A 13,442-nucleotide genomic window follows, 5' to 3' on the forward strand; every position below is an offset into this window, starting at 1 on the left:
GATTAACCGTGGCCGCCTTGCCGCAGTGGCACTTGCGGCATAATGTCCGCTTAATCGGTCAGCGGCCTAATCTGCATTATTTACACGAGGCTCTCCATGCACGTACTGGTTTGTGAAGACGATGAGTTGATCGCCAGCGGCATCGTCGCCGGCCTGACCGCCCAAGGTCTGACCGTGGAGCATGTGGCCACGGCGTCCGCCGCACGGGCGATGCTCAAGGTGGCGGAGTTCGACGTCATGGTGCTCGACCTCGGCTTGCCTGACGAAGACGGTCTCAAGTTGTTGCAGCAGTTACGTCATAACGGTCTGGAACTTCCGGTGCTGATCCTCACCGCCCGGGACTCGGTGACCGACCGCGTCGACGGTTTGCAGGCCGGTGCCGACGACTACCTGCTCAAGCCTTTCGACCTGCGTGAACTGGCTGCGCGCCTGCACACCCTGCTGCGACGGGTGGCGGGGCGCAGCGTCAACCTGATCGAACATGGTGCTTTGACTTACGACCCGAGCAGTCGCGAAACCACGCTCGCCGGTCAGCCGGTCGACCTCTCGCGCCGCGAACAATCGCTGTTGCAGGCCCTGCTGCATAACCGTGGTCGAGTGTTGTCCACCGAGCAGCTCAAGGACAGCGTCTACGGTTTCAACGACGAACTTGAGAGCAACGCCCTCAACGTCCATATCCATCACCTGCGGCGCAAACTTGGCAACGGCATTGTCGAGACCGTACGCGGCCTGGGCTATCGCCTGGGACCGGCTGATGGTGGAGAACAATCGAAGTGATGAGTTTGCGTTTGCGCCTGAGCCTGACGCTCGGCGCCGCGTTTGCGCTGATCTGGGCGCTGGCTGCGGCCTGGATGCTCAGCGACCTGCGCAACCAGATGATGTTTTCCCTCGACCAGCGCCTGGTGGCTTCGGCGCGGATGGTCGCCGGGTTGATGGAGCAACTGCCGCCGTTGCCGAACAAGGGCGAGGGCACGCATTTCAGTGCCGAACAGTTGAACATCCCCGGGGGCATGGCGTGTCAGGTCAGTTCGTTGCGCGGGGAAATTCTCGCCCGTAGCCACAGCGATCCGGGGCAAACCCTGGAAGCCGAGAAAATGGGTTTTCACGATCAGATGATCGACGGCGCGCCGTGGCGCAGTTTCACCTTGGCCCGGGGCGATCTGCGCATCACCACGGCGGATCGGCAAATCGAGCGTGAAGCGTTGAACATGTCGATCCTGTTGGCCGCGTCGGTGCCGGTGGGTGTGGCGTTGCTCGGTTGCCTGTGCCTGCTCTGGCTGGGGATTGGCCAGGGGCTGGCGCCGCTCAATCGCATGCGCGATGCCTTGATGCGTCGCAGTCCTGACTCGCTGGAACCCTTGCAGGTCCAGCCGTTGCCCAGCGAATTGCAACCGTTGCTTGAGACGCAAAACCAGTTGTTCCAGCGAATCGGCAAGACCATCGAGCGCGAGCGTCGGCTGACCGGCGACGCCGCCCACGAATTGCGCAGTCCGCTGACCGCGATCAAGACCCACCTGCAGGTGGCGCGCATGACCGATGGCGCGGCGCGGGATCAATCCCTGGCGCGGGCCGAGGAGGGCGCCGATCGCTTGCACCGGACCCTTGAGCAATTGCTGTTGCTGGCGCGGGTTGAGGGCAGTCTGTCGTTCGACGACGGCGTGCAATGCAGCGCCGAGCAAGTGGCGAAACTGGCGATTCAGGACACGGCCGGCGGTGATCGCCAGCGCATCAAGTTCCAACCGCCGGCCAAGGTGTCCCAGGCACCGGTCAAAATGCCTGCGGTGCTGTCGATTGCCGCGCTGCGCAACTTGCTGGATAACGCCTTGCGCCATACACCCGGCGAGGGTCCGGTGGAACTGAGCCTGCAAACCACCGGCAACCGCGTGCAGTTCGTAGTGCGCGACCACGGGCCGGGCATTGCCGACGATGACCTGCAACATTTGACCCAACGCTTCTGGCGCAACGGCCAGAGCACCGGTTGCGGCCTCGGGTTGGCGATTGTCCAGGCCATCGTCCAGCGCTGTGGTTGCACGCTGCATTTCGACAGCCGACCGGACGGGTTGCGGGTTGAACTGACCATGCCATTGCAACCGGTCTAGCAAAACCTGTAGGAGCGAGCCTGCTTGAGATAGCGGTCTGTCAGCCAAGATCAGTGTCGAATGTACCGCCGCCATCGCGAGCAGGCTCGTTCCCACATTGGTTCCGTGGTGTACATCAAAAGTAACGTCTCTCCATTGGCCGCCCGGAGCTCCCACGACTATCGTTCCTCACACTCAATGGATTGAGGTGACCGCGTCATGCAAGCATCCGTACACACCTGCAAGGCAACCCCGGCCGACGCCGGCATCATCAGCCGCATCATCGAGCGCTCCATTCGCGTTGGCTGTGCGCTCGACCACCGCAACGATCCGCAAACCGTTGCTGCGTGGGCCCACAACAACACCATCGACCACATCCTGCCCTGGCTTAACGACCAGCGGTTGTACCTCAACATCGCCCTGTTGCAGGACAAACCGGTGGGCGTCGCCATGGCTTCGGTCAGCGGCAAGGTGGCGTTCTGTTACGTGCAGCCGGAATGGTTTCGCCGCGGTGCCGGGCAAGCGCTGGTGCATGATCTTGAAGGCTGGTTGATCGACCAGGGTTTGCGCCAGTCCCGCCTCAACAGCACCCGCACCGGCGAAGCCTTTTATCGGCGACTGGGTTATCAGGTGTGCGCAGAAACATTCACGGTGGCGGGACTTCATGCCATCCCCATGCACAAAGCCTTGCCTGAGGTCTAAATCGCCGAGCCCCTGATGCGTTTCCAGAACAGGAAAACCTTATTGAGGGGTCGAGAGATGTCAGTCGCTACCAGCCTTATCGAAGATCAGCCGGCTCGGGTCGCCCCGACCGAGACGCTTTATCAGTTCAACGAATCGCCGTTGCTGGCCCGTCAGAGCCAGCAGGAATCCAATGCTCGCAGCTACCCGCGACGCATTCCCCTGGCGCTCAAGCGTGCTAAGGGCATCCATGTTGAAGACGTCGAAGGTCGCACGTTCATCGACTGCCTGGCCGGTGCCGGCACCCTGGCCCTGGGGCACAACCATCCGGTGGTGATCGAAGCCATTCAACAGGTGCTGGCTGATGAATTGCCGCTGCACACGCTTGATCTGACGACGCCGGTCAAGGACCAGTTCGTCCAGGATCTCTTCGGTCTGTTGCCGACAGCTCTTGCAGCAGAAGCCAAGATCCAGTTCTGCGGCCCGACCGGCACCGACGCCGTGGAAGCCGCGCTGAAACTGGTGCGCACCGCCACCGGTCGCAGCACCGTGTTGTCGTTCCAGGGCGGTTATCACGGCATGAGCCAAGGCGCTTTGAGTTTGATGGGCAGCCTGGGGCCGAAAAAACCACTGGGCGCCTTGCTCAGCAGTGGCGTGCAATTCATGCCATACCCTTACGATTACCGCTGCCCGTTCGGATTGGGCGGCGCGCAAGGGGTCAAGGCCAACCTGAACTATCTGGAAAACCTGCTCAACGATCCCGAGGCCGGCGTGCAACTGCCGGCAGCGGTAATCGTTGAGGCGGTGCAGGGCGAGGGCGGGGTGATCCCGGCGGACCTGGACTGGCTACGCGGTTTGCGCCGGATCACCGAAAAGGCCGGCGTGGCGCTGATCGTCGACGAGATCCAGAGCGGTTTTGCCCGCACCGGCAAGATGTTTGCCTTCGAGCACGCGGGGATCATTCCGGACGTAGTGGTGATGTCCAAGGCGATCGGCGGCAGCCTGCCGCTGGCGGTGGTGGTCTATCGCGATTGGCTCGACACCTGGCTGCCGGGCGCCCATGCCGGGACCTTCCGTGGCAACCAGATGGCCATGGCTGCCGGTTCGGCGGTGATACGTTATCTGGTCGAACACAAGGTGTGCGAACACGCCGCCGCCATGGGCGAGCGCTTGAGCGAACACCTGCGCATCCTGCAGCGGGACTTCCCGCAACTGGGCGACATTCGCGGTCGCGGTCTGATGCTCGGTGTCGAGCTGGTCGATGCGGCTGGCGCACTGGACGCTCAGGGGCATCCGCCGGCGTTTGCGCGCCTGGCGCCGCTGGTGCAGCGCGAATGCCTCAAGCGTGGCTTGATCCTGGAGCTCGGTGGCCGTCACGGCGCGGTGGTGCGTTTCCTGCCGCCGCTGGTGATTACCACCGCAGAAATCGACCGCGTCGCCGAGATTTTCGGCCGGGCGTTGGCCGCAGCGACCACCGGCCTGTAAATTTTCCAGGCCCTGGGACGTTCCTTCTACATAGCGGCTGCACGCAGCGTGCAGCCCACCCTACAGTGATGGAGAGACAGCATGACGTCAGTATTCGACCGCGAGGACATCCTCTTTCAGGTCGTGGTCAACCACGAAGAGCAATACTCGATCTGGCCCGACTACAAGGCCGTGCCAGAAGGCTGGCGCACCGTGGGCAAGAGCGGGCTGAAGAAGGAATGCCTGGCTTACATCGAGGAAACCTGGACGGACATGCGTCCGCTGAGCTTGCGCCAGAAGATGGATGAACAGGCTGTTGCTCACTAAGCATTCACGCAAAAAAAGCCCGCTGGACTGGTGACGGTCAGCGGGCTTTTTTGTGGCTGGCCAGCGATGTAAAGCCCCCCGCAGCCTTCGGCAGCTCCTGCATTGAAGCGTGATACATCCGTGGAGTTAGACCGTTATCGCCAGCAGGCTGGCTCCCACAGGGGCCTGCGGTGGTCAGCCACTCAACCCCTTGATCAGCAAATCCACATCCCCCTCCAGCTCGGCCACCGGATCAGCCGCGTCGACACTCAACACCACCAACCGACTCCCGGCTTCAGCGATCACCGCTTTTACCGCATCGGAAGGCTGGCGATGGTGCAACACCACCGCGACGTCATTGTCCTTGAGCGTCGCAGCCAATGTCTTCAGCGCCTCTGGCGTCCATTCGGCATCCGGTCTTGCATCCAGGCCAACCAGCTCAAGATTGAGACCGCCAATCAGATAGCCGAAATGATCGCTCAGGCTCATCACACTAAGGTTGTCGGCAGCGGCCAGACGCGCTTCGCTGTCCGCGCTGAGCTTGAGCAAGCGCTGTTTCAACGTCGCCAGATTGGCCTCGATCGCAGGCTTGGCCGTGGGCGCCAGGCGCACCAGGTCCGCCGCCATCACGTCCGCCATGCGCCCCATGTTGTTGCCGGCGAGCCACGGCTGACTGTTCAAGCCGTCGACTTTGTTGTCAGGCTGCACGGCGATGCCGGGCAGGGCACCATCCACCGGGCGGGCGGCGTCGACTTCGACGATGCGGATGTTGCTGCGCCGCGAGATCGGGTACAGCGGATCATCCGGCCACAGTGAACGCAGGCCGATCACCGCGTCGGCGTCGGTTGCCAGTTTGGCCAGCGCCGGGGCGCCACGGCCGGTGAAATAAGCGGTCTGACGACTGCCGGGCAGGTTGTCCGGCGCGGCGCGTTCAAGTTTGACGTCGGTGCCTTTGAGCAGGACTTCGCCCAAACCGTAGGTAATCGGCAATGAGGCCAACACACGCAGTGGTTTGCTGCTGTCAGCGGCGAAGGACGTTGTGGCCAGCCCGCACAGGGCGACCGCCAGGGTCAGTTGTCGCAGAGAAAATGACATTTATCCAAGGTTCCCTTTCAGGCTGGGGACGACGCCGCGCGCGATGGCGGACAGAGCGAAGGCGATACCGGCCACCAGAATGATCGCGGCACCGGACGGAATCGGCAGGTCGAAGACGATCGGCGCGAGAATCCCGCACAGCGTGCTGATCGTGGCGATCAGCACCGAGCACCAGAAAAAGCCTTTCAACGATTGGCTGAGCAAGCGCGCCGCTGCGGCTGGAATCACCAGCAACGCACCGACCAGGATCGCGCCGATGACTTTCACCGCGGCAACGGTGATCAGCGTGACCAGAATCACGAACAGGTAATCCAGCGACTTCACCGCCACGCCGCGCACTGCCGCCAGTTGCGGGTTGAAACTGGCGAGCATGATGCGGTTGTACAGCGGCAAGGCCAGGGCCATCACCAACGAGCCGACGATGGCCAGCACCAGCAGGTCATTGCCGTTGACCGTCAGCACCGAACCGAACAGCACGTTTTCCAGAATGTGCACGTTGATCTTGCCAGCGAGAATCAGCAGCAGACTCGCGCCCAGCGCCAGGGACACCGAGAGGAACACGCCGATCAAGGTGTCCGGCGCCAGGCCGGTGCGGTTACGCAGGAAGTTGAGCAGGATGCCGAAGAGCAAGCAGTAACCGAACAGGCTGCCGTAAGGACCGGTGTACGGTTCGCCGAGCAGGATGCCGATGGCCACGCCGGTCAGCGCCGCGTGCCCCACCGCTTCGGAGAAAAACGCGAAGCGCTTGACCACCACCAGCGTGCCCAAACCACCCAGCACCGGGCCGATCAACAACCCGGCGAGCAGTGCGTTGACCACGAATCCATAAGCCAGCGCCTCAGGCAGGTAACCCGAAGAGGCCCAGCCTTGGACCATCAAACGAAAGGCTTCGTAACTCATCAGGCAGCGCTCCGTGGATGGGTCGAAAACAGCGTCAGCAGTCGATCCGGCGTCAATGCCAGTTTCGGCGTGGCGTCGAACAGTACCCGGCGATTGAGGCCGGTAACGTGATCGGCCAGACGCCCGACGGCTTCCAGATCGTGCTCGATCCACAGCACGGTGATGCCCGCCGCGCGCCAGTCGCCGAGCAAGCGTTCGAACACCTGAATCCCGGCTTCATCGAGCGCCGACATCGGCTCGTCGAGTACCAGTAATTGCGGTGCCGGAATCAACCCTTGGGCCAGCAATACCCGTTGACGCTCGCCACCGGACAGCGCGCCCATGCGCCGCTTGCGTTTGTCCTGCATGCCGACCCGCTCCAGGGCTTCGCCGATTGCTGCCGCGTAGTGTTTGCTCAAACCAAGGAATGCCGGACGTCGCTGGCACATGGCGGCCATGAAATCGTCGACAGTCATCGGCAAGCCGCGATCGAACTCCAGTGCTTGCGGCACGTAGCCGATCGTCCCCGGTTCACCCGGCCATTGCAGGCTCAGGCGGCCCTGATGCGGCATCTGTCCGAGCAAGGTCTTGATCAGCGAACTCTTGCCGCCACCGTTGGGACCGACCAGTGCATGCACGCTGCCGGGTTGAACCTGAAAGGTGACCTTGTCGAGGATTGTCGTGCGACCAAGGGTCAGGCTGACCTCCGTGAAATCCAGCGTCGGTCCCACCCCCTGTAGGAGCGAGCCTGCTCGCGATTGCGGTGTGGCAGTTGACGATGACGCTGACTGGCCGGGCGCCTTCGCGAGCAGGCTCGCTCCCACAGGGGATTCTGCATCGGCGAGGATGGTTTCTTTCGATGTCATTTACCCGACTCCTGAATCGCCCGGACCACCGTGTTGAGATTGCCGGTCATTTCCTTTTCGTATTTGTCGGCGGTGTATTCGCCGTAGGAAATGTGCGACAGCGGATACAGCTTCACCCCGGATTCACGCTGGATGGTGTCGACGTAGGTGGAGGGGAAATCCATCTCCGAGAAAATCACTTTCACGTCCAGTTCACGCAGTTGGTCGATGGTTTTTTTCAACTGGCTCGGGCTCGGCTCGATGCCGTGGGCCGGTTCGACCACGGCCGTCACTTCCAGGCCGAATTCTCGCAGCAGGTAGTCGTAGGCCGCGTGCACCGTGGCCACTCGCAGTTCGGCGTTCGGTGCCTGGGTCAGTTTGGCCAGGGCATCGGCGCGCATTTTGCGCAGGCGCTTGCCGTAGGCGCGGGCGTTCTCGGTGTAGGTCTTGGCGTTGGCCGGGTCGAGTTTGCCCAGCTCACGGGCGATGTTGTTGACCTGGGCAATCGAGGCGCTGATCGACAGGAAGGTGTGCGGGTTCACAACCTTGCCGGCGCCGCGTGCAGCAACGCCGGTGGCGGCCAGCAGAGGCACGTTTTCGTTGGCTTCGATGACCGGCACGTTAGGGGTTTCGCTGGCGGCGATCATGCGGTCGGCGAAGTCGTCATGCCCGACGCCGTTGAGCACGATCACGTCCAGGCCGCTGATACGCTTGATGTCCTCGGCCCGAGGCTCGTAGGCATGTGGGTTGAAACCGGCCGGAATCAGCGGCACCACCTCGGCCTTGTCTCCAACGATGTTGGCCACGTAGCTGTAATAAGGGTGCAGGGTGATGCCGATGCGCAGGCGCTTGGCGTCGTCGGCGCTGGCCAAGGGTGTCAGCAGGCAGGCCAGCAGGCCGACCAGTGTCAGGCGCAGAACAGAGCGTAGAGATGAAATAGGCATGGGAAAGCGGTCTTCTCTCGGGTGAAGGCGAGGGTTCAGTGCCGGTGCTGGCGGGTCACGCCGGCATCGAATTGCGCGACGATCTGCTGCCAGCCGGCGTTTTCGAGCGCGGCGTCGCTGAGGTCGGCCGGGGCCTTGAGGTCGGTGGCGCGGTTGAGCCAGATATCCGGGGCGTCATCTTCAGCGGTCAAACGCATCAGGAAAGAACCGGCGACGCTGGCGGTCTGGCTCTGGCCGAAGTAAGCCTTGGTGTCGAGCAACTGCCAGGCATGGCCGCCACGGCTGACGGAGCTGGCATCCTGGGCAAACGGCGCAAAGCCTTCGTCGGCGAGGGTTTCCGGTGTCGGCAGGGTCTGTTGTTCCTGACGCAGCAGATGAATCTCGTCCAGCGTCACGCGCAAATCGGCGTAGATGCCTTGCTCGGAAGCGCTGAGGTCGCGACGGGCATCCAGTTGATGGCTGTTGACGCTGCTCACCTCCTGAGACTCGCCGCGCCACGCGACCACCGAGCCGGCCACCGCCAGGATCATCAGGCACAACAGCAAAACGTAGAGGGTTTCATGGCCGGCACCGGCCGGGCGGACGACTTGCGTGGTTGGCGTACTCATGGGGCTTCGATGTCCGCTTGGTCGATTTCGACCACGTGGCCGGGGCCTGCGTCGAACAGCACATAAAACTCGGCGCCGGGTTTTTTGAAGGTCAGGGTCGAGTCGGCGCCGAGCTTGCCCGGCACCAGGATGGTTTCGTCGTAGCCGATCACATCCAGGGTCACACCCGGCGCCCCGCTGCCGTCGGAGAAACCGCCAGTGCACTTGATCTGCTCGGCGTCGATGGCCTTGCATTCGCACATCGGGTTGTGGGCCAGGGCGCTGGTGCTGAGCGCGGTGCAGAGCACCAATACCGTGGCGCTGAGAGGGCGGATAACGCGGATCATGGTTTGCCTCCTTGAGTGGTCAACCAGGCGAGGGTGGCGGGGGAGGCTTGGCTCAGAGGAACGGATGCCTGATGCATGGAGCCGTCCCAACCTTCCATGGTGATCCACAGTTCGGCGTCGGCTTTGGTTTTTTCCGGGATCGGCAACATGGCGCCCATGCGGTACGGCGTGCCGAAGAAAATCACCCCGGCGGCGCGCAGGCTGCGCGGCTTGCCGATGCGCAGGTAAGTCGCCTTGACCTGCTCGCGGCAGCTGTTGCACAGGGCGGCGTTGAAACTTTTCATGTAGCCGGCGGGACCGTCGAGACGCGGTGCTTCATTGCGAAACTCGGCCAGGCGCACGCTCCACGGGCCGACCTGCACTTCGCCGATTTCCCGTTCGCCCAACCCGGTATCGCCACGGAACAGCGCGGCATCGGCGAAATACTTGGGCATGAAGCCCAGCGGCACCAGCAACAGCAGAACGTTGATGTGGAAACGCCATTTGTGCCAGAAGCGGCTCAGCTTCGACCCCGGTTTCTCCGCAGCGAACAGGCTCATTGGCTGACCTCCGTGGTTTCATGGGGGGTTGCCGGAACAGTTTCGTGGCGCGGGCGTTTGTTGCTGCGCTTGAGCGCATTGGCCGTAGCCAGGGCAGTGCGCTTGGTCCAGATCAACAGGCCGCTGAGCACCATCATGCTCAGCAGCAGGCCGAAGAAGAACCAGATCAGCTTGATCCAGATACCACCGAAATCACCGGTGTGCAGCGGACGCATGGACTCGGTCACGAACTCCAGGCCCGAGCGGTCCGACAGCAGGCGCGTGGCGGCGACTTCGCCGGTGTACGGGTTGATGTCCGCGGTCTGGAACATCAGCGGATACCAACTGCGCCCACCCACCGACAGGTAGCTGTAGGCGTTGGCCGGCATGCTGACAAAACTCTCGTCGAGGCCGGGAATGCGTTGCTTGGCTTCGCGGATCGCGGCTTCCAGGCTGATCATCGGCGCCGCTGAACCATCGGTGGTGAGCGGCACGCTTTCACGCGGGACCACGGCAGCCACCGGTGCGGTGGAGATGGTGATCTGATTGTCGAACATGAATGCCTGGATCAGGAACCAGGTGCTGGTGATGGAAATCACCGCGATGAACCAGATCGACCAGATGCCGCTGAGACGGTGGAAATCACCCCAGAAAATCCGCGCGCCATGGCGAATGCGCAGGGTCGGGCGCAGGAAACCTTTCCAGAAACGCTTGTACACCACCAGTCCGGTCACCAGCGAGGCCAGCATCGGCAGGCTGAGGAACGACACCAGATACCAGCCCCAACTGTAGCCATTGGTGAATGGCACCAACCACCAGCCATGCAGCGCGCGGGTGAATGCCTGGAAGTTGAATTGCGGAGCGGGGCCTTGGATGGCGCCGGTATAAGGGTTGACGTAGACCGTCAGCGCACGCCCGTCGGGGTAGGTGACGCTGACATCCAGGGCAAAGTGCGATTCGTCGGGGCGGCTGATGCTGTCGACGATGATGTCGGGCTCGGCCTTCTTGATGGCGCTGACGATCTGGTCGTAATTGAGCCGCGGTGCATCGTCCGACGGCTGGCTGGCACGCATTTGCGGGTTGGCCAGCCAGACGATTTCCTGGCTGACCACCGCCAGCGTGCCGGTCACGCAGACGATCAAGACAAAAAACCAGATGGGCAGCGCCAGCCAGCTATGAACCAGGAACCAGAGTTTTGAACGGGATTTCTTCGACATGGTCAGGGTGTCTTATATCGATGAAAAGGCCTCTACTACGGGCTTCGCAGCGATGAGGTCGATAAACGTCCAGTCGTGGCTTTTGCCTACGCGAAAGGACTGCATCTATATAGGACGAATGAGAATCCGAAATCCCGAAGGGCGATATGAAAGAAAATGTTTCGTGTTCCGCGCAGGCCGATGATGGCCTGCGCGGCGCCGTGATCAACGCAGGAAACCCAGCGCTTCGGCAAGCAGCAGTTCCGGGGCTTCTTCTGCGATGTAATGACCGGCGGGCAACGCTCTGCCACGGACGTCGGTGGCGACTTGCTGCCATTCCTTGAGCGGCTCGAAACAGCGCCCGACCGTGCCTTCGGCGCCCCATAACACCAGCAAAGGCAGGTTCAGTTGATTGCCGGCGTCAATGTCGGCGCGGTCATGTTCCAGATCGATGCTGGCGCTGGCCCGGTAATCCTCACAGATGCCACGGGCGGCACCTGGCAGTTGCAGGCAGCGCAGGTATTCGCCAAAGGCTTGCTCGGTGAAGGGTTTAAGCCCGGCGCTACGGCTGCCCATCACACTGCGCAGATAAGCCTCGGGATCGGCTTCGATCAGGGTTTCCGGCAATGGCGCCGGGCGGATCAGGAAGAACCAGTGCCAGTACGCACGGGCAAAGGCTTCGTTCGTTTGCGAATACATCGCCAAGGTGGGCGCAATATCGAGCAACACCATGCGTTGCACGGCATCGGCATGATCCAGCGCCAGGCGATGGGCGACGCGGGCGCCACGGTCGTGGGCCAACACCGAGAAACGGTCAAACCCCAAGGCCTTCATCAACTCGACGTTGTCCTTGGCCATTTCCCGTTTTGAGTAGTGCGCGTGGAGATCATCGGCGGGCGGCTTGCTGCTGTCGCCGTAACCGCGCAGGTCGGCGGCGACCACAGTGAAATGCTCGGTCAGTTGTTCGGCGACCTTGTGCCAGATGACGTGGGTCTGCGGGTGCCCGTGCAGCAGCAACAGGCCCGGCCCGCTGCCGCCGATGCGGTAGGCAATGTCCACACCGTTGACGCGGCGCTGGTCTTTCAGGAATCCGGCAAACATGGGTGCCTCCTTGTTCTGATTAGCTGCATCCTGAAAGTGTTGCGCCGTGAGGGCAAGGGGCGAGGCGTGGTGTGATTGTTCATGAAGTGTGTTCAGCGGCGTTTGATCTGACGCCATCGCGGGCTTACCCGCGATGGTGGTCTATCAAACGCTGAAAATCTCAACCCTGCTGAAACATCTCCCGGGCCCGTTCTTCAATCTGCTCTTGAGTCAGATCCTCTTTACGCGTGGCCAAAAACCAAAGATGCCCATAGGGATCCTTCAAAGTCCCGGAACGGTCGCCATAAAACTGATCCTTGACCTCCGACACCACGGTGCCGCCTGCCGCAATCGCCTGTTTATAAGACGTGTCCACATCGGTCACATACAAATGCAGACCAACCGAAGACGAGTTGTCGGGATTGCTCAACGGCCCTTGATCGCAAGGTGTGCCGAGCATGATCGGGCAGTCGCCAATACGCAGTTCGGCGTGACCGATACCGCCGTCGGGCATGGACAGGCGCATGACTTCAATGGCGCCGAAGGCTTTTTTGTAGAAGTCGATGGCTTCGGCCGCTTTTGCAATGCCCAGGTACGGGGTGATGCTGTGATAACCCTCTGGAATGGGTTTAACGCTCATGATGGTTCTCCCTGTTCTTGTTGTGAATTCACGGCTTTCAAGCAGCACCAAAAAGTGAGCTGTCGAAGGCTGCGATCTTTTAATTTTGATCTTCCGCGTTCTTCAAGTTCAAAAAAAATCGCAGCCTTCGGCAGCGTCTACAGGACCAGGCTGGATCAGGGTTTGGCGTGAGCAGGAAGCACATCATTGGCAGTCATTTCGCCAAGCGGCCCCGTGAGGTGGGTAACACCTCGCCCGGCAAGGCTGGCGTACGGCTTGGGCAGCAACGGGAACAGCGGTTCGGCGAAGTGATAGGCTTCTTATTCCTTAGAGCACATCTCAATAATATTAATTGATCAATAATGAATACGAGGGGTGACCAAAGCCGCATTAGGAAAACTCGATAGCGACTATCGAAAGCGTTGATTTCTGCTCATCTAATGGCGCGAGTAGCCTGTGTTCATTGCCCCGAACCCAGATGCCAGGACGCCGAACATGAAACCTCTAATCGCCACTCTCTTGCTGCTCGCGGTCTCCGTGCTTACCGGATGTGCCACTCATGTCTCCCCGGAATTGCGGCCTTACACCGCCGAAGAAACCCGGGAACTGGCGCTGGAAGCGTTGAATCGTCGTGGCTTGTCCTTCGACGAATACCACGCGAAAAAGGCTGAACTGCTCGGCGAACCGCAAAAGACTTATGGCTTCGACAAGCAGGGCGAAATGAACGCCGAGCGAGCTGTACAGCTGCACGGTCGCCAAAGCTGAGCCGAAACTGTACGGGTTCAACTTTCGCGTAACTGTCC

16 protein-coding genes and 1 pseudogene are annotated in these 13,442 nt (G+C 61.5%); 6 read left to right on the forward strand and 11 right to left on the reverse strand.

What is annotated here, in order from left to right; genetic code table 11:
* Window positions 1-96: 96 nt before the first annotated feature.
* The 5 genes from ACNYC6_RS22620 (at window position 97) to ACNYC6_RS22640 (ending at window position 4,550) form a co-directional block, all read left to right on the forward strand.
* Window positions 97-777, forward strand: coding sequence for a response regulator (locus ACNYC6_RS22620; RefSeq protein ID WP_095196723.1), 681 nt, complete (start codon window positions 97-99; stop codon window positions 775-777).
* The gene (locus tag ACNYC6_RS22625; RefSeq protein WP_419709234.1) at window positions 774-2,099 is read left to right on the forward strand and encodes an ATP-binding protein; all 1,326 of its coding nucleotides are present in this window, start codon (window positions 774-776) and stop codon (window positions 2,097-2,099) included. The genes ACNYC6_RS22620 and ACNYC6_RS22625 overlap by 4 nt, the downstream gene beginning before the upstream one ends.
* 198 nt (window positions 2,100-2,297) lie before the next feature.
* On the forward strand, window positions 2,298-2,780 hold the full coding sequence (locus tag ACNYC6_RS22630; protein WP_419709235.1) for a GNAT family N-acetyltransferase: 483 nt from the start codon (window positions 2,298-2,300) through the stop codon (window positions 2,778-2,780).
* 57 nt (window positions 2,781-2,837) lie between these two features.
* Window positions 2,838-4,244, forward strand: a complete 1,407-nt coding sequence (locus ACNYC6_RS22635) for an aspartate aminotransferase family protein (protein ID WP_419709236.1) — start codon at window positions 2,838-2,840, stop codon at window positions 4,242-4,244.
* 81 nt (window positions 4,245-4,325) lie between these two features.
* Complete coding sequence (locus ACNYC6_RS22640) at window positions 4,326-4,550, forward strand: MbtH family protein (protein WP_150703736.1); 225 nt, start codon at window positions 4,326-4,328, stop codon at window positions 4,548-4,550.
* Between the two features lie 174 nt (window positions 4,551-4,724).
* Here the strand turns inward: ACNYC6_RS22640 and ACNYC6_RS22645 are convergent, their stop codons facing one another.
* From ACNYC6_RS22645 to ACNYC6_RS22695, 11 genes and pseudogenes are all read right to left on the reverse strand, one after another.
* Complete coding sequence (locus ACNYC6_RS22645; RefSeq protein ID WP_419709237.1) at window positions 4,725-5,624, reverse strand: metal ABC transporter substrate-binding protein; 900 nt, start codon at window positions 5,622-5,624, stop codon at window positions 4,725-4,727.
* Entirely contained in the window at window positions 5,625-6,524 is a 900-nt protein-coding gene (locus ACNYC6_RS22650; protein ID WP_419709238.1) for a metal ABC transporter permease, read from the reverse strand.
* Window positions 6,524-7,369: a metal ABC transporter ATP-binding protein gene (locus tag ACNYC6_RS22655; RefSeq protein ID WP_419709239.1), complete on the reverse strand. Its 846-nt coding sequence runs from the start codon at window positions 7,367-7,369 to the stop codon at window positions 6,524-6,526. Before ACNYC6_RS22655 ends, ACNYC6_RS22650 begins: the two co-directional genes overlap by 1 nt.
* The gene (locus ACNYC6_RS22660) at window positions 7,366-8,292 is read right to left on the reverse strand and encodes a metal ABC transporter substrate-binding protein (RefSeq protein WP_419709240.1); all 927 of its coding nucleotides are present in this window, start codon (window positions 8,290-8,292) and stop codon (window positions 7,366-7,368) included. The genes ACNYC6_RS22655 and ACNYC6_RS22660 overlap by 4 nt, the downstream gene beginning before the upstream one ends.
* Window positions 8,293-8,327: 35 nt before the next feature.
* On the reverse strand, window positions 8,328-8,900 hold the full coding sequence (locus ACNYC6_RS22665; RefSeq protein ID WP_419709241.1) for a DUF6162 family protein: 573 nt from the start codon (window positions 8,898-8,900) through the stop codon (window positions 8,328-8,330).
* On the reverse strand, window positions 8,897-9,226 hold the full coding sequence (locus ACNYC6_RS22670; RefSeq protein WP_419709242.1) for a hypothetical protein: 330 nt from the start codon (window positions 9,224-9,226) through the stop codon (window positions 8,897-8,899). The genes ACNYC6_RS22665 and ACNYC6_RS22670 overlap by 4 nt, the downstream gene beginning before the upstream one ends.
* Window positions 9,223-9,765, reverse strand: coding sequence for a thiamine pyrophosphate-binding protein (locus ACNYC6_RS22675; protein WP_419709243.1), 543 nt, complete (start codon window positions 9,763-9,765; stop codon window positions 9,223-9,225). The genes ACNYC6_RS22670 and ACNYC6_RS22675 overlap by 4 nt, the downstream gene beginning before the upstream one ends.
* Window positions 9,762-10,961: a PepSY-associated TM helix domain-containing protein gene (locus ACNYC6_RS22680; protein WP_419709244.1), complete on the reverse strand. Its 1,200-nt coding sequence runs from the start codon at window positions 10,959-10,961 to the stop codon at window positions 9,762-9,764. The genes ACNYC6_RS22675 and ACNYC6_RS22680 overlap by 4 nt, the downstream gene beginning before the upstream one ends.
* Window positions 10,962-11,165: 204 nt before the next feature.
* Complete coding sequence (locus ACNYC6_RS22685; RefSeq protein WP_419709245.1) at window positions 11,166-12,041, reverse strand: alpha/beta fold hydrolase; 876 nt, start codon at window positions 12,039-12,041, stop codon at window positions 11,166-11,168.
* A 160-nt stretch (window positions 12,042-12,201) separates the two neighbouring features.
* Window positions 12,202-12,660: a VOC family protein gene (locus ACNYC6_RS22690; protein WP_419709246.1), complete on the reverse strand. Its 459-nt coding sequence runs from the start codon at window positions 12,658-12,660 to the stop codon at window positions 12,202-12,204.
* A gap of 155 nt (window positions 12,661-12,815) precedes the next feature.
* A pseudogene (locus ACNYC6_RS22695) lies at window positions 12,816-12,959 on the reverse strand (alkanesulfonate monooxygenase); the annotation flags it as partial.
* A 175-nt stretch (window positions 12,960-13,134) separates the two neighbouring features.
* On the opposite strand from ACNYC6_RS22695, the gene ACNYC6_RS22700 reads away from it, so the two are divergent.
* On the forward strand, window positions 13,135-13,404 hold the full coding sequence (locus ACNYC6_RS22700) for a hypothetical protein (protein WP_419709247.1): 270 nt from the start codon (window positions 13,135-13,137) through the stop codon (window positions 13,402-13,404).
* Window positions 13,405-13,442: the final 38 nt, after the last annotated feature.

The organism is Pseudomonas sp. NFX224 (genome assembly GCF_048565165.1).
GTDB lineage: Bacteria > Pseudomonadota > Gammaproteobacteria > Pseudomonadales > Pseudomonadaceae > Aquipseudomonas.

Bases quoted from the DNA above. Each gene is read 5' to 3' on its own strand.
- ACNYC6_RS22620 (WP_095196723.1), top strand. From the start codon at position 97: ATGCACGTACTGGTTTGTGAAGACGATGAGTTGATCGCCAGCGGCATC.
- ACNYC6_RS22630 (WP_419709235.1), top strand. From the start codon at position 2,298: ATGCAAGCATCCGTACACACCTGCAAGGCAACCCCGGCCGACGCCGGC.
- ACNYC6_RS22635 (WP_419709236.1), top strand. From the start codon at position 2,838: ATGTCAGTCGCTACCAGCCTTATCGAAGATCAGCCGGCTCGGGTCGCC.
- ACNYC6_RS22640 (WP_150703736.1), top strand. From the start codon at position 4,326: ATGACGTCAGTATTCGACCGCGAGGACATCCTCTTTCAGGTCGTGGTC.
- ACNYC6_RS22645 (WP_419709237.1), bottom strand. From the start codon at position 5,624: ATGTCATTTTCTCTGCGACAACTGACCCTGGCGGTCGCCCTGTGCGGG.
- ACNYC6_RS22650 (WP_419709238.1), bottom strand. From the start codon at position 6,524: ATGAGTTACGAAGCCTTTCGTTTGATGGTCCAAGGCTGGGCCTCTTCG.
- ACNYC6_RS22655 (WP_419709239.1), bottom strand. From the start codon at position 7,369: ATGACATCGAAAGAAACCATCCTCGCCGATGCAGAATCCCCTGTGGGA.
- ACNYC6_RS22660 (WP_419709240.1), bottom strand. From the start codon at position 8,292: ATGCCTATTTCATCTCTACGCTCTGTTCTGCGCCTGACACTGGTCGGC.
- ACNYC6_RS22665 (WP_419709241.1), bottom strand. From the start codon at position 8,900: ATGAGTACGCCAACCACGCAAGTCGTCCGCCCGGCCGGTGCCGGCCAT.
- ACNYC6_RS22670 (WP_419709242.1), bottom strand. From the start codon at position 9,226: ATGATCCGCGTTATCCGCCCTCTCAGCGCCACGGTATTGGTGCTCTGC.
- ACNYC6_RS22675 (WP_419709243.1), bottom strand. From the start codon at position 9,765: ATGAGCCTGTTCGCTGCGGAGAAACCGGGGTCGAAGCTGAGCCGCTTC.
- ACNYC6_RS22680 (WP_419709244.1), bottom strand. From the start codon at position 10,961: ATGTCGAAGAAATCCCGTTCAAAACTCTGGTTCCTGGTTCATAGCTGG.
- ACNYC6_RS22685 (WP_419709245.1), bottom strand. From the start codon at position 12,041: ATGTTTGCCGGATTCCTGAAAGACCAGCGCCGCGTCAACGGTGTGGAC.
- ACNYC6_RS22690 (WP_419709246.1), bottom strand. From the start codon at position 12,660: ATGAGCGTTAAACCCATTCCAGAGGGTTATCACAGCATCACCCCGTAC.
- ACNYC6_RS22700 (WP_419709247.1), top strand. From the start codon at position 13,135: ATGAAACCTCTAATCGCCACTCTCTTGCTGCTCGCGGTCTCCGTGCTT.